Origin of the sequence: Streptomyces sp. cg36, assembly GCF_041080675.1 — a bacterium.
Taxonomy (GTDB): Bacteria; Actinomycetota; Actinomycetes; order Streptomycetales; family Streptomycetaceae; genus Streptomyces.
This window is the reverse complement of record NZ_CP163520.1, coordinates 3940799-3955430: the sequence shown is the minus strand read 5'-3', so window position 1 is coordinate 3955430 and position 14632 is coordinate 3940799. Positions and strand designations below refer to the sequence as shown.

13 protein-coding genes and 1 tRNA gene are annotated in these 14632 nt (G+C 73.6%); 9 read left to right on the top strand and 5 right to left on the bottom strand.

Going from position 1 to position 14632, the window contains the following annotated elements:
* Window positions 1–125 precede the first annotated feature (125 nt).
* Complete coding sequence (locus tag AB5J87_RS17640) at window positions 126–812, top strand: hypothetical protein (protein ID WP_369377705.1); 687 nt, start codon at window positions 126–128, stop codon at window positions 810–812.
* A 228-nt stretch (window positions 813–1040) separates the two neighbouring features.
* Here AB5J87_RS17640 and AB5J87_RS17635 read toward each other — a convergent pair whose 3' ends face one another.
* The 3 genes from AB5J87_RS17635 to AB5J87_RS17625 form a co-directional block, all read right to left on the bottom strand.
* Window positions 1041–2006, bottom strand: a complete 966-nt coding sequence (locus AB5J87_RS17635) for a DUF5926 family protein (RefSeq protein WP_369377704.1) — start codon at window positions 2004–2006, stop codon at window positions 1041–1043.
* Between the two features lie 119 nt (window positions 2007–2125).
* Complete coding sequence (locus AB5J87_RS17630) at window positions 2126–2812, bottom strand: ATP-binding protein (protein ID WP_369377703.1); 687 nt, start codon at window positions 2810–2812, stop codon at window positions 2126–2128.
* Between the two features lie 109 nt (window positions 2813–2921).
* A complete protein-coding gene (locus AB5J87_RS17625; protein WP_369377702.1) occupies window positions 2922–3749 on the bottom strand; it encodes a glycerophosphodiester phosphodiesterase in 828 nt (275 codons plus the stop codon).
* Window positions 3750–4129: 380 nt separating this feature from the next.
* Here AB5J87_RS17625 and AB5J87_RS17620 point away from each other — a divergent pair, with 380 nt between their 5' ends.
* A complete protein-coding gene (locus tag AB5J87_RS17620; protein WP_369377700.1) occupies window positions 4130–5692 on the top strand; it encodes a S1C family serine protease in 1563 nt (520 codons plus the stop codon).
* 112 nt (window positions 5693–5804) lie between these two features.
* Here the strand turns inward: AB5J87_RS17620 and AB5J87_RS17615 are convergent, their stop codons facing one another.
* Window positions 5805–6785: a helix-turn-helix domain-containing protein gene (locus tag AB5J87_RS17615; protein WP_369377699.1), complete on the bottom strand. Its 981-nt coding sequence runs from the start codon at window positions 6783–6785 to the stop codon at window positions 5805–5807.
* Window positions 6786–7319: 534 nt separating this feature from the next.
* Between AB5J87_RS17615 and AB5J87_RS17610 the strand changes: the two genes are divergently transcribed.
* Window positions 7320–7404: transfer RNA gene (locus tag AB5J87_RS17610), tRNA-Ser, on the top strand.
* 281 nt (window positions 7405–7685) lie between these two features.
* Here the strand turns inward: AB5J87_RS17610 and AB5J87_RS17605 are convergent.
* On the bottom strand, window positions 7686–8741 hold the full coding sequence (locus AB5J87_RS17605; RefSeq protein ID WP_369377697.1) for a bifunctional DNA primase/polymerase: 1056 nt from the start codon (window positions 8739–8741) through the stop codon (window positions 7686–7688).
* A gap of 399 nt (window positions 8742–9140) precedes the next feature.
* On the opposite strand from AB5J87_RS17605, the gene AB5J87_RS17600 reads away from it, so the two are divergent.
* The 6 genes from AB5J87_RS17600 (at window position 9141) to AB5J87_RS17575 (ending at window position 14578) form a co-directional block, all read left to right on the top strand.
* Window positions 9141–9446 carry a hypothetical protein gene (locus AB5J87_RS17600; RefSeq protein WP_369377696.1) on the top strand — a complete coding sequence of 102 codons (306 nt, stop codon included), beginning with the start codon at window positions 9141–9143 and terminating at the stop codon, window positions 9444–9446.
* A gap of 261 nt (window positions 9447–9707) precedes the next feature.
* Window positions 9708–10880, top strand: coding sequence for an acyl-CoA dehydrogenase family protein (locus AB5J87_RS17595; protein ID WP_369377695.1), 1173 nt, complete (start codon window positions 9708–9710; stop codon window positions 10878–10880).
* Window positions 10881–10933: 53 nt separating this feature from the next.
* A complete protein-coding gene (locus tag AB5J87_RS17590) occupies window positions 10934–11854 on the top strand; it encodes a bifunctional MaoC family dehydratase N-terminal/OB-fold nucleic acid binding domain-containing protein (protein WP_369383567.1) in 921 nt (306 codons plus the stop codon).
* A complete protein-coding gene (locus AB5J87_RS17585; RefSeq protein WP_369377694.1) occupies window positions 11854–12918 on the top strand; it encodes an acyl-CoA dehydrogenase family protein in 1065 nt (354 codons plus the stop codon). The genes AB5J87_RS17590 and AB5J87_RS17585 overlap by 1 nt, the downstream gene beginning before the upstream one ends.
* On the top strand, window positions 12915–13415 hold the full coding sequence (locus tag AB5J87_RS17580; RefSeq protein WP_369377693.1) for a MaoC family dehydratase: 501 nt from the start codon (window positions 12915–12917) through the stop codon (window positions 13413–13415). Before AB5J87_RS17585 ends, AB5J87_RS17580 begins: the two co-directional genes overlap by 4 nt.
* Entirely contained in the window at window positions 13412–14578 is a 1167-nt protein-coding gene (locus AB5J87_RS17575; protein ID WP_369377692.1) for a lipid-transfer protein, read from the top strand. The genes AB5J87_RS17580 and AB5J87_RS17575 overlap by 4 nt, the downstream gene beginning before the upstream one ends.
* The last annotated feature ends 54 nt before the right edge of the window (window positions 14579–14632 follow it).

Here is a 14632-nt window from a genome sequence, read left to right as displayed (position 1 = left end):
GGTTCACTCGTTCGGGTGTGACAGGCCCCCAGTTGTACGGGAAACGGGCGCGCGGACCGCCGGGCGCCCGGAATCCGTCGCTATCTTCGGCCCACCGCAGGAATTCCAGGGACGGATGGGCCGCCATGAACCTCCGCATGATCGGGATCGGGGCCGTGGTGGTGTTCACGGCGCTGCTGCCGCTGGCGGCCTCGGCCGGGACGGCAGAGGGACCGGAATCCTCGCCGCGGGCGGGGGGTTCGGAAGGGCCCGGCACCTTCGGCGGCGCCGGAGGGCCGGACGGGGCGCGCGCACCCGGGGGCTCCGGCGCCCCGCCGTCCCCGGGCGCGCATGACGGGCGCCCCGCGCACGATGACGCGAAGCCGTCGCCACGCGCGCGCGTGAAGGGTGCGCCGGAGTCCACCGCGCACGCACCGGCCGCCGCCGGGCCGGCCGAACACGAGCCCGCCGCGCGGTGCGGGCCCGCACTCGTCTCCCCCGAGGGCATCGAGGCGCAGACCTGTGTGCTGAGCGAGGACCGCGACACCTGGGCGCGTACGTACTACCGCAATGCCACCGGCGGACGGTTGCGCTCGGTGCTCACCCTGATGGGCCCGCGCGGGCACACCGTACAGACCAACTGCTCGGTATTGGCGGGCGATCAGCCGGGAGTGTGCGAGACCCCGAGAGAACCCGCGCGGGGAAAACCTGGCGCGTACTCGGCGGTCGCGGAGTTCTCGGGAACGAGCGACGAGGCGCCGCTGCTGCTGCGCTCCGGATCCCAGGCGCCCGACGGCGGGGCGGTCAACTCGGCTGTGGCCACGGCTCGTTGAGACGGAGGTGGGCACGTCACAACGGCGGGGATCCGGCGGCGATCCGGAAGAGGAAATGGAAGGGCCCGATCGCTGGCGACGGGGGATGCACCAGCGACCGGGCTCTTAGAACGGTAACAAGAGATCTGTCATTCGCAAATTCGATCTCGGTTATTCGGACACCGATTTATCTGCGACTACCGGGAGTTGTGACGCGGGTCACCCGTCCCGTGACAGGGTTGGTCACTCTCAGCTCAAGGTCACCTGGCGGTTGGTGAGCCCGCCGCGCGCCCGGCGCTCCTCCGGCGTGAGCGGCGACTCGTCCGCCAGCGCACCCGCCAGACGCTCCGCGAACGCGGCGGCCGGCTTCTCGCACTCCTCGGCCGTCATCGCGCGCGGCAGGTCCCAGACCGGGACGGTCAGACCGTGCGCCCGGAAGGAACCGACGAGCCGGGTGCCCTCGCCGAGCGACGAGGCGCCCGCAGCGTGCAGCCGGGCGAGCGCGTCCAGAAGACGCTCCTCGGCGTGCGGCATGACCCACCGGAGGTGGTTCTTCTCCGGGGTCTCGCACCAGTAGGACGAGTCGACCGACTTCAGCCGTACGGTCGGGATCGCCGCCGCGTTGGCGCGCTCCAGGGACGCCGACACCTCGGGGGTGGCGTTCTCGGAGTCCGGCACCCAGAACTCGAACCCGCTGTGCACGGCGGGCTCGAAGGGCGCCGCCGGGTCCAGCAGGTCCTGGAGGCGCGGGCCCTGCGCGTCGATGCGCGCGGGGGCGACGGGCGTGCCCGGCTCGGCCGCCAACGCGCGCGTGAGGGTGTCCGCCAGGTCGCGGCTGATGTCACCGGTCGGCGTGTCGTTCTGCAGGCCGAGCAGCACCGAGCCGTCGTCGCGGCGCAGCGCGGGCCACGCCATCGGCAGCACGGTCGCGAGCGTCACGGAGGGCACGCCCTCGGGCAGCCCGTCCTTCAGGGTGAGCTCGACGGTCGCGGCGGGGACCAGCTCGCGCAGCGCGACCCAGTCGCACTCGCCCGCCAGGCCCTCGAAGGGGCGCTGGACCAGCTCGGTCACGGCGTGCGAGGCGGCCCGCCCGTGGCACGCCTTGTAGCGGCGGCCCGAGCCGCACGGGCAGGGCTCCCGGGCCCCGACGACCGGGATCTCGCCATCGGCGATCTGCGGCTTGGCGGCCTTCGTCTGGGGGCGCTTCTTGGCCATGGTGTGGCTCTCTCCCGACTGCGGTGGTGCGGTGTCGCTGTGTCGGGCGCGAGCCTAGCCGTACGCGTCGTCGCCCGGGGTACGGCTCGGGGGTCCGGGTATGCGGTTCGGCCGGGGAATCAGCCCAACTCGTCGAAGGGGTCCGCGAAGCCGAGCCCGGGAAGCATCACGCGCGCGATGAAGTCGTCCAGGAGCGGTCCGTGCCCGTTCTCCCGGGGAGCCGGAACGGTTCCTCCGCCGGCGCCCTTGCCGGGTGCGGCGCCGGGGACGGGCGCCGGGCCGTGGGCCACCGGGATGATCGCCCAGACCGTCACCTCGCCGGCCGCGCTGTCCCGTACGCCCCAGTCCTGGGCGAGCGCGCTGATGATGTTCAGACCGCGGCCCCCGCGCGCGGTGACGGACGGCGTGGCCGGAATCGGGCGGGTCGGGCCGCCCCCGTCGGTCACCTCGACGGTGAGGCGTCCCGCCTTGTCGATGCGCCAGGCCGCCCTGACGTCACCGTCGCCCATGTCCGCCGGGCCGAGCGGTCTGCCGTGCCGACACGCATTGCTGAGCAGTTCCGAAAGGACCAGTACGGCATCGTCCACGACCGGCTCCGACACCCCGCTGCCGAGCAGTTGCTCACGCATCCGGTGTCTTGCCTTGCCCACGCCCGCAGGGCCGTAGGGCACGGCCATGCTCGACGACGTGGGCACCTCCTGTGCCACCACCAACGCCACCCCCGAGACCTCCTTCACCCCACGCCAGGGTGTGAATGCCCCAATGGACTGGACCGGAAACCGGCCAACCGGCCTCCGGTGACGCACTCGACACGCCCGCACACGGAGCGAACGCGCCGGTGCACTCCCTGTCACCAGTATTACTGGTGACGCAGGAGGCGTCCGGGGGGACGGACGGGGGGACTTCCGGTGCGTCTCAGGCGCGGCCGAGCTGGTGCAGGACCTGCTTGGGGCGGTTGGTGATGATGGCCTCCACCCCCAGGCGTACGCACAGTTCGACGTCCTCCGGCTCGTTCACCGTCCAGACGTGCACCTGGTGGCCGGCTTCGTGCAGCCGGTCGATGTAGCCGGGGTGGTTGCGGACGATCCGCATGCCCGGGCCCGCGATGCGCGCGCCCGCGGGCAGCCGCCCGTCGCGCAGCCGGGGCGACAGGAACTGCATCAGGTACACGGTGGGGATGTCCGGCGCCGAGGCGGCGACCCGGTGCAGCGAGCGCGCCGAGAAGCTCATGATGCGCACCGGCGAGGGCTCGTCCGCGGGCGGCGGGTCCGCCAGCCCGAACCGCTTGAGCAGGTGCAGCAGCCGCTCCTCGACCTGCCCGGCCCAGCGGGTGGGGTGCTTGGTCTCGATGGCCAGCTCGATGCGCCGGCCCGCGTCGGCGACGAGCTCCAGGAGCCGCTCCAGGGTCAGGACCGAGGTGAAGGACGGGTCGCCCCAGTCCGGGCTCTCCTCGCTGTCCTTCCAGGAGCCGAAGTCGAGCGCCGAGAGCTCGGAGAGCTCCAGCGCGGAGACGGCGCCGCGGCCGTTGGAGGTGCGGTTGACGCGGCGGTCGTGGACACAGACGAGATGGCCGTCGGCGGTGAGCCGGACATCGCATTCGAGGGCGTCCGCGCCGTCCTCGATGGCCTTCATGTACGCGGCGAGGGTGTGCTCGGGCGCGTCCTCGGAGGCGCCGCGGTGGGCGACCACCTGGATGGAGGCCCGGTGGGGGGTGTTCCTGTCGTGCTGCCGTGCTTGGGTCACCGCGTCATCGTGCCACTGCGCGGCGGGTGCCGGGCGCTTCGCGGGCAGGTGGGGGAAGGACCGGCCGGGTGCCGGGCCCGGCACCCGGCCGAGGACCGTGACGACGTACGCGTCGGCGCCCGCGACGTCGTACGGACGGGGGCGCGGCGACCGGGTACCCGGGTGGCCGCGCGCTCGATGCGGCGGCCCGGAGCACGGATCCACAGCTCCTGCTTACAGTGGCCTGACAGGTCGTGGGAAAAGCTGAGCCCTGACATGTGCACACGTCCGCACCTCGTGACACGCGATTGTCGGACCCCTGACGCACCATGGTCGGTGTCGCCGTCCCCATGCCGAAACAAACCGACCCCGAGACTGAGTGGAACCGAGGAGAGAGAGCTGTGAGCACCGAGAACGAGGGCACCGCGGCCCCGGCCGTCCCGCCTGCCCCGTCGTCAGCACCGCCCGCGCCTCCCGTTCCGCCCGCCACCAACGAGGGGGCGGTGCAGGAGACCGCCCGGCTCGAAAAGCCGGTCCCGGCGGCGGAGCCCGCGCCCGCGCAGCCGGGCCCGGCCACCGCCCCCGACCCGGCCGCCGCGCCGCAGACCGTCGCCCCGCACGCGGCGCACGAGAGCGCGCACCCGGCGCCCGACCCGGCCGCCGCGCCCGCCCAGGACCCGGCCACCGCGCAGCTGCCCGGCCCGGTGCCGGGCGAGCCGTACGGCGGGGCGCCCGCCACGCACGCGCAGGGCGGCTGGCCCCCGCCCCCGCCCGCCCTGCCCGCGTACGGCGGCGGCCAGGGCGGCGGCCCCGTCTGGGGCGCCCCGGCCCCCGAGCCGCGCCCGCGCAGGCGTGGCGGCGGTCTGGTCGCCGCCGTCCTGGTGGCCGCGCTGGTCGCGGGCGGCGTCGGCGGAGCCATCGGCTACTGGGCGGCGGACCGCGAGGACGGCTCCAGCGGTTCGACCACGGTCTCGGCGTCCGACACCCCCAAGGACTTCAAGCGCGACCCGGGCACGGTGGCGGCGGTCGCCGCCAAGGCGCTGCCGAGCGTCGTGACGATCGAGGCGCAGGGCGGCGACGGCGAGGGCGGCACCGGCACCGGCTTCGTCTACGACCGCGAGGGCCACATCGTCACCAACAACCACGTGGTCGCGGCGGCGGCCACCAGCGGCAAGCTGACGGCCACGTTCTCCAACGGCAAGAAGTACGACGCCACGGTGGTCGGCCGGGCGCAGGGCTACGACGTGGCCGTCATCAAGCTCAAGAACGCCCCGGCCAACCTGGTCCCGCTGGCCCTCGGCAACTCCGACCAGGTGGCCGTCGGCGACTCGACCATCGCGATCGGCGCCCCGTTCGGCCTCTCCAACACGGTCACCACCGGCATCATCAGCGCCAAGAACCGTCCCGTGTCGTCCAGCGACGGGGGCAACTCGAAGGCGTCGTACATGAGCGCCCTCCAGACCGACGCCTCCATCAACCCGGGCAACTCGGGCGGTCCGCTGCTCGACTCGCGCGGCGCGGTCATCGGCATCAACTCGGCGATCCAGTCGGCGGGCAGCGGCGGCTTCGGCCAGTCGCAGGCGGGCTCGATCGGCCTCGGCTTCGCGATCCCGGTCAACCAGGCGAAGAACGTGGCCGAGCAGCTGATCAAGACCGGCAAGCCGGTCTACCCCGTGATCGGCGCGACCGTGGCCATGGACGAGAAGGGCCAGGGCGCCAAGATCTCCCCGCAGGCGGCGGGCGGTTCGGCGGCCGTGGTGGCCGGCGGCCCGGCGGACAAGGCGGGTCTCAAGCCCGGCGACGTCATCACCAAGTTCGGCGACACGGTGATCGACAGCGGCCCGACCCTGATCAGCGAGATCTGGACGCACAAGCCGGGCGACCAGGTCCCGCTCACGTACCAGCGCGACGGCAAGGAGACGACCGTGACGGTCACGCTGGGCGAGCGCACGGGCGACAGCTGACGTCCGTCGGCGTCCGAAGGCCGTGAGGAGCGGCGGGAGCCGGGAGGACCGTGAGGGCGGTGAGGGCCTTGACGGTGCTCCGGGCCGCGAAGTCCCCGCAGTGCGTGGGAGGTCACGGGCTCTCCCCACGGCCCGCCGGAAGCCGCGCGGAGTCCGCCCCGGCACCGAGCCGGGCCCGGGCGGACACCGAAGCCCCCGACCGTAGCCCGGTCGGGGGCTTCGCGGTGCCCGCCGCCCGTCCGGTCGGCGGGGCGGGCAGCAGGTTGTCGACCGGCGACCAGTCGGCGGGGCTGCCGGGCACCTGGGTCGGGGTGAGCCCGGTCATCGCCTTGAACACATGGTTGTAGTGGGCCTGGTCGTGGTACCCGGCGAGCTGCGCGACGGAGGCCAGCGGCAGCCCGCCGTCCCGCAGCCGCAGGGCCCGCCCGAAGCGCAGGATGCGGGCGATGGCGGCCGGGGAGCGCCCGATCTGCTCGCGGAAGCGGCGCTCCAACTGCCGTACGCTCCAGTTCGTTCCGGCGGACAGGGCCGTCACCCGGAGCTGTCCGTGGGTGCGGTGCAGCTCGTGCCAGGCCCACTCGACCTCGGGCGAGACGGCCGGACCCCGGGCCAGCAGCTGGTGCAGCACCCGGTCCAGCGTCCGGAACCGCTCGCCCCAGTCGGCCTCCTCCAACTGCTCGGGCAGATGGCGCAGTACGCGCGGCAGCAGATGGACGGGGTCGAGGTGGGGCAGGTCCCACTCGGACATCGGCACCCCGAAGAGCCGGTAGGCGCCCATCGGCGTCAACCGCACCACCACGCCCCGCACACCGCCCTGGTGGTGGCCCAGCATCGCCGTCATGACCGGCAGGACCGCCCGTGAGGGGGCGCTGACGGAGTCACGCGGGTCGATCATGTTGTCGGTACGGACGGACCCGCCGCCCAGGCCGAAGCCGACGGAGACGAGGGTGTCCGGGAAGACCAGCCGCCGCTGCGCGCAGCCGTCCCCGTACTCGTATCCGGCGTACGACCGGACCGCGCCGCGCAGGGCGGGAGCGGCGAGCAGGCGGGTGAGCACGGGCCGGTCGGGCGCGGAGCCATGTGGCGTGGACACCTCGCGTACCCCCTGTGAGAGACAGGGAGATGCTGCCCCGCGCACCACGGCGGGGACAATGCGCCCGCGCGCCATTCCGGTCCCGCCGAGGCGTGGGCGCGCGGGCGCGCGGACGGTGAGTCCGGCGAGGACGCCGGGTACGCGTCCGGTCCCGTTGCCGCGCGGGCGCGCGGGTGGGGCACCGGCCCGGAGCCCGACCTCGCGCTCGTCAAGCCCGTTGCCGCGCGGGTGGGCCCGCGAAGGCGGGCGGAACGGCCCCGCCGCGGCCGGGCCTTGGCCGGACCCGAACGGAATCGGATCTTCCGAATCCTGTCGCGTCCGAACAATACGGCCGCCTCGGCGCCGGGTGACGCTGATCCCTCCACCTCGCCGGTGCGGCGGCCCGGACCCGAACGGCCCGCCGCACCGGCTCCCCCGGGACCCCGCGCACGAGCCGCCACGACGGCCCCGCGGCCACCCTGTGGTCAGCCATCCGCGCCCCGGGCGCCCCTCCGCTACCCTGTACTCGCCCCGCCGCTGGTCGGCCGGGGTGAGGGTGGGTTGCCCGAGCGGCCTAAGGGAACGGTCTTGAAAACCGTCGTGGCGCGAGTCACCGTGGGTTCAAATCCCACACCCACCGCGTGAGCGGCCGATGCGGTCCGCGATAGAAGAGGTGCCCCGGGAGACCGGGGCACCTCTTTCGTCTTCCTCGTGCCTTCTTAAGAAGAGGCAGTCGGGCGGTGCGAGGAGAAGCGGTCCGGCGGACGCCGTGCCCGTTGGTGAGGAACTCGGCGCGGTAGTGCCCGCGCGAGCCTGTGCACGTCGACCTTCTCGCCGGTGCCAGCCTGTACGCCGTGTCGCCGCCCAGGGCTCCGCTCAGCGCCCCCTCGGTGTGCCGCCCGCGGCCCCGCCCAGCGCCCCTCAGTGCGCCGTGGTCAGCCGCGCCGCCGACGCGATCGTGGCGCGGGCCTCGCGTTCGGTGAGGCCGGTGCGTACGGCCGCGGCGGCGAGGCGGTCGGCCAGCGCGTCGCCGAAACCGTTCTCGTACGCACGGCAGGCGGCCCAGAACAGCCGGGTGTTGCGCTGCCCCTCATGGGCGGCGAGCACGAACTGCACCAGCCCGTGCCCCTGGTTCGCGCCATGGGCGTGGGGGTGTGGAGCGCGCGGCGGGGGCGTGAGCAGATCCAGGAGTGCGCCGGGGCAGGGAGCGGGGGCCAGATGGGCGGTGCCGGGGGCGAGCCGATAGACGCCGTTGCTGGTCAGCGAGCCGGGACCGACCAGATAGCCGCCCGCTCCCCGGACGTCGATACCGGGGGCGAGCCGGCTCGCGGAGTTGGGGACGACCCGGTCGGGCGGACCGGTCAGCCAGATGTGCCGCCCCCCGCTGGGCGTGATCACGACGACGGTTTCCGGAATCGTGAACAGGTGCCGCAGCGCGAGGTGCTGGAGCGCCGCCACGGACTCCGGCGGCGGGTCGGCGGCGGGCGGCAGGGCCGCTGCGGCGGGCGCCGCGTGGCGTCCGGGCCGCCGCGCGGGCGGGACCCTGGGCGGGTCCGACACGGGCGGCAGGTCCGGCACGGGTAGTGGACCCGGTACGGACGGCAGGCCCGGTACGGGCGCGGAGTGCGCGTGCCGGGGCGCCGCGCGGCCCGCGGCCGCCGCGGGCTTCATCGTGTCCAGGTCGATCCCGATGAGGTGGTGCGGCGGCCGTCCGCAGGCGATCCCGTACCCCGTGGCCCAGGGCGCGGCGGCGAACAGCGCGCGTACCGCCGCCGGGTCGGTGGTGGCGTCGTGCACCCCGTGCCCCGGCAGCCCGCACTCGCCCCGGCAGAGGGCGGGCTGCGGCTCGTCGCGGTGCGGGGAGCGCAGCGCGGGGAGCTTCGAGCGGGACAGCGGGATCACGGGCAGCCCGCGCTCGGCGACGGAGAGCGCGTGGGCGAGGGCCAGGGTGGAGGCATGCCGGTCGATGGTGGCCATGGCTCTATGTTCGTACGAGTGTTCGAAAAAGGGAAGCGGAAGGCGGTCCCGACTCGGCCGTGCCGACGGCTTTCGTTCGCCCTTCTTGCCGCCCCTTCGCCCCTGGGTGACAGGCAAATGACGAGGAAGATTGGCCGAAAATGTGCTGAAACGCTTCTCCCCTTATGGGGCCCGGGATACGTACGACAACTCCTGTGCCGGTGGACATGCGCTGGGGTTTTGGGAGCGCGTTGGGGGTTTATCGACATGTCCTCACGCTTGCGGGCGAAACGCGCCCTCTGGACTGGTTCGCCGGGGATTCGGTGGGCAACTCTGATCTCGCGACGTCGTCACAGCGTCCGGGGCGGTCGGCCAACTGCCTTGGAACAAGCCGTACTTCTGGTTCCTGGAGGAATTGACATGGCAAGCATCCGTACCGCCCGCGTCCTCGCCGCTGTTGCCGCCCTGCCCCTCGCTGCCGCGCTCTTCACGGGGGTGGCCTCCGCCGACAACGGCTCCTTCGCGGACCACGGATCGAACGCGGCCGTGGCCACGGTCAGCGGGAGCGGGGTCGGGCACGACAACAACGGGAACTCGTCCACCACGCAGCAGCAGGCCGTGGGCTCCGGCGCTTCGAACCAGAGCAACACCGCACAGGTGAACGGGTCGGCCTTCACGGCGATCCGCCAGGACAACGTGTCGGTCAACTTCACCAACCTCTGGTGAGCCGGGGCCCGTCGGGGCCGGGGTCAGTGGGGTGAACACCTGCCCGGGTGGCGGCGCTTCGGCGTCGCCACCCGGGCGGTTTCGCGTGACGGGGGCGGTTGTGGAGGCGGCTCCGCGGCGGCCGGGGTCCGGGTCGCGCGGCGCGGGTCCGGGGCTGTCGCGAGCATTGACAAGGGATCGCTATCTGACGGACAGTCAGAAACCCTGTTCGCCCATCCGCTGTGTCCCGGACGATCCGGCCCGGACCGGAAGGCCGCCCCCGTGCACCTCACCCCGACCGAGCGCCAGCAGCGACTGCGCGCCGAACTCCGCTCCTACTTCCGCGCCTTGATGCCGGACGGGCCGCCCCGTCCCGACTCCGGCGACCCGGCGGCGCAGCGCGCCCTGCTGCGGCGCATCGGCGCCGACGGGATGCTGGGGCTCGGCTGGCCCGTCGAGTACGGCGGACAGGGGCGCGGCCCCGACGAGCAGTTCGTCTTCTTCGACGAGGCGTACCGCGCGGGCGCGCCCGTGTCGATGGTCACGCTCAACACCGTAGGGCCGACCCTGATGAAGTACGGGACCGCCGCGCAGAAGGCGTACTTCCTGCCCCGGATCCTGGCCGGCGAGCTCGTCTTCGCCATCGGCTACAGCGAGCCGGGGGCGGGCACCGACCTCGCCGCGCTGCGGACCAGGGCCGTGCGCGACGGCGCCGACTGGCTGGTGGACGGCCAGAAGATCTTCACCTCGAACGCCCAGAACGCCGACTGGGTCTGGCTCGCCTGTCGTACGGACCCGGCGGCGCCCAAGCACAGGGGAATCTCGATCGTGCTGGTCCCGACCGACGCGCCGGGGTTCTCGTGGACGCCGATCCACACGGTCGGCGGCCTCACGACGACGGCCACGTACTACGACGGCATCCGCGTCCCCGCCGGGAACCTCGTCGGCGAGGAGAACGCGGGCTGGGGCCTGATCACCAACCAGCTGAACCACGAACGGGTCGCGCTCGCCGCGATCGGCATGCAGGCGGAGGACTTCTACGACGCGGCGCTCGACCGCGCCCTCATCCCCGATCCGGTGACGGGCGGGCGCCGTGTTGACGCGTCCTGGGTTCGTTCCAAAGTCGCCGAGACGCATGCCCGGCTGGCCGCGAATCGCCTGCTCAACTGGCGTTTGGTGGGGGACGTGGGGGCCGGTTCGCTGGCCCCCGGCGACGCGAGCGGCGTGAAGTTCATGGGAACCGAATCGGCGGTCGAGGTGTATCGGATGTGTCAGGAGATCGCGGGGGAGGAGGCGCTGGTCCGAGCGGGCTCGCCGGGCGCCCTGGGGGACGGCGGGCTGGAGCGGATGAACAGGGCGGCACAGATCAACACGTTCGGGGGCGGGGTGAGCGAGGTTCAGCGGGAGATCGTCGCGACGATGCGGCTCGGGATGACGAGGGGGCGGAGGCAGTGAGCGAGGACTCCGTGGCGGACGGGGCGACGGCGGTTGGTGCGGCGGGCGACGCGTTGGCGGACGGCGCCGTGGACGGGTTGTACGGGCGTCTGAAGGCGTTCGAGGGGCGGCCGACCGGGGGCTCCGGGGTCGGCAAGGACCTCGTCAACGAGCCCATGATCAGACACTGGTGCGAGGCGATGGGCGACACCAGCCCGGCGTACCGGGGGCCGGACGCGATAGCGCCGCCCACGATGCTCCAGGCATGGACGATGGGCGGCCTGTCGGGCCAGACGGACCGCTCGGGGGCCCACGAGGAGTTGTTCGGCCTGCTCGACGCGGCGGGCTTCACCTCCGTCGTCGCCACCGACTGCGAGCAGGAGTACGTACGGGAGCTGCGCCCGGGCGACCGGATCACCTATGACGCGGTGATCGAGACGGTGTCCGCGCGCAAGACGACCAAGCTGGGCACGGGCCACTTCATCACCACGCGCATGGACATCCGGGCCGGCGGCGAGCTCGCGGGCACCCACCGCTTCAGGATCCTCAAGTACGCACCGGCGCGTGCGGAACCGAAGCGGCTGCGCCCCCGCCCGGTGATCAACCGGGACAACGCCGGGTTCTGGGACGCGGTGGCCGCCCGCAGACTCCTCATCCAGCGCTGCACGGGCTGCGGCGAACTGCGCTTCCCCTGGCTGCCGGGGTGCAACGGATGCGGGTCCCCGCGGTGGGACACCGTCGAGGCCGAGGGGGCGGGGACCGTGTTCTCGTACGTGGTGATGCACCACCCGCCCTTCCCCGCCTTCACGGAAGGGGGCGGCGCGGGTCCGTACGCGGTGGGGCTGATCGAACTCGCCGAGGGCGTGCGGATGATCAGCAACGTGGTGGGCGTCCCGTACGACAAGGTGCGCGTCGGGATGCCCGTACGGCTCGAATTCCTGCGGGTGGACGACGAGTTGGTGCTGCCGGTGTTCCGAGGGTGTGAGGGTGGCTGATGGACTTCACCCCCACCGAGGAGCAGACGGCCGTCCGCGAGCTGGCCGGGGAGATCTTCACGGACCGCTCGACCCATGAGCGCCTCACCGCCGCCGGGACGGGCACCGACGGGGAACTGTGGAAGGCGCTGTGCGGGGCCGGGCTGCCCGGGGCGGTCGAGGAGACGGGGCTGCTGGGGCTGGTCCTCGCCCTGGAGGAGCAGGGCCGGACGACCGCCCAGGTGCCGTTCGCGGTGAGCTGTGCGTACGGCGTCCTGGCGGTGGCCGCGCATGGCTCGGCGGCCCAGCGCGAGCGCCTGCTGCCCGCGTTGCGGGACGGCACGGCGGTGGCGACCGGGGCGTTCCCGGCGGGAGCCGGGGTGCGGATCTCCCCGGACGGCGGGCTGACCGGCGTGGCGCCGCTGGTGCCATGGCTGCGCGACGCCACCCACGTCCTGGTGGCGGCCGGGGACCGGACGCTGTGGTGGATACGGGTCGGCGCACCCGGGGTGGCGGTGGAGCCGGTGGAGTCGACCGCGCCCTGGTCGGCGGGGCGGCTCACGCTCTCGGGGGCGCGGGGCGAGCGGATGGGCGGGCCGGGGCCGGACGCCCACGAGGACGTGCTGGCGACCGCCCGCACCGCCTTCGCGGGGCTGCAGACGGGGGTGTGCGCGGGGTCGCTGGCCCGTGCGGTGGCGCACACCACGACCCGCGAGCAGTTCGGGCGCCCGCTCTCCACCAACCAGGGCGTCCTGCTGCGGGCGGCCGACGCGTACATGGAGACCGAGGCGATCCGGGTGACCTCGTACGAGGCGGCCTGGCGGCGTGACGAGGGCCTGCCGTACCGGACGCACGCGTTGACAGCGGCCTGGTGGGCATCCGAGGCGGGCCGCCGGGTCGTCCACTCGGGCCAGCATCTGCACGGCGGCCTCGGCGCGGACCTGGAGCATCCGGTGCACCGGCACTTCCTGTGGGGGCGGCAGATCGACGCGCATCTCGGCTGCGGCGCCGAACTCCTGGAGGAACTGGGCACGTTGATAGTCGACGCGCGGGCGGCGGCGGACCGGACGGAGGGAGTGGCATGAGAGTGGGCGACGAACTGCCGCCGCTGGAGGTTCCGGTCACCCGGACGCTGATCGTCGCGGGGGCGGTGGCCTCCCGCGACTACCAGGACGTGCACCACGACGCGGTGCTCGCCCGGGAGAAGGGAGCCCCGGACATCTTCATGAACATCCTCACCACCAATGGCCTGGTCGGCCGCTACATCACCGACCACTTCGGCCCCGCCTCCCGGCTGCGGGCGGTGCGGATCCGGCTGGGGGCGCCCAACTATCCGGGGGACACGATGACGTTGACGGGCACGGTGACCGCCGTGGACGGGGAGACGGCGCAGGTGCGGGTGGTGGGGGCCAACGGCCTGGGGCACCACGTCACCGGGACCGTGACGGTCGTGCTGCCCCCGGACCCGGCGGCCGGGGCTCCTCGGGCGGTCAAGGTGCCCACGGCGGACGGGGCGGCCGGGACAGCCGGCGGGGCCGAGGTGCCCGGGGCCGCCGGGGCGTCCGGCGAGGGGGCGATATGAGTGTGCGGCGGGCCGACTCGCTCGGCGGGAAGGCGGCGATCGTCGGGATCGGGGCGACCGAGTTCTCCAAGGACTCGGGCCGCAGCGAGCTGAAGCTGGCCGTGGAGGCGGTGACGGCCGCGCTCGACGACGCCGGTCTGAGGCCCGACGACGTCGACGGCATGGTCACCTTCACCATGGACACCAGCCCGGAGATCACCGTGGCGCAGGCGGCCGGCATCGGTGAGCTGTCCTTCTTCTCGCGGATCCACTACGGGGGCGGCGCCGCGTGCGCCACGGTCCAGCAGGCGGCGCTGGCGGTGGCGTCCGGGGTGGCCGAAGTGGTCGTCTGCTACCGGGCGTTCAACGAGCGCTCGGGGCGCCGCTTCGGGGCCGGGGTGCAGCAGCGGGAGGCGTCGGCGGAGGGCGCGGCGCTGGGCTGGTCGCTGCCGTTCGGACTGCTCACCCCGGCCTCCTGGGTCGCCATGGCCGCGCAGCGCTATCTGCACGCGTACGGGCTCACCCCCGAGGCGTTCGGGCAGGTGGCCGTCGTCGACCGGCGGTACGCGGCGACCAACCCGGCGGCGTACTTCTACGGCAGACCGATCACGCTCGCGGACCACGCGGCCTCGCGCTGGATCGTCGAACCGCTGCGGCTGCTCGACTGCTGCCAGGAGACGGACGGCGGCCAGGCCCTCGTCGTCACGACGACCGAACGGGCCCGGGGGCTGCGCCGCGCGCCCGCCGTGATCAGCGCGGCGGCGCAGGGAGCGGGCCGCAGACAGGAGGGGATGACGAGTTTCTACCGGGACGGTCTGACCGGGCTGCCCGAGACGGGGGTGGTGGCGCGGCAGCTGTGGCGGACGTCGGGGCTGGCACCGGCCGATGTCGACGTGGCGATCCTCTACGACCACTTCACTCCCTTCGTGCTGATGCAGCTGGAGGAGTTCGGGTTCTGCGGGCCGGGCGAGGCGGCCGACTTCGTGGCGGCGGACGCGCTGCCGCTCAATACGCACGGAGGGCAGCTGGGGGAGGCGTATCTGCACGGGATGAACGGAATCGCGGAGGCCGTCCGGCAGGTCCGGGGACTGGCGGTCAATCAGATACCGGGCGCCGGACGCGTGCTGGTCACGGCGGGTACGGGAGTGCCGACGTCCGGGCTGATCCTGAGCGTGGACGGGTGATCCTGTCCACGGACGGCTGAGGCGGAGGGCCCAGCGGTGGCCGAGCGGAGCTGA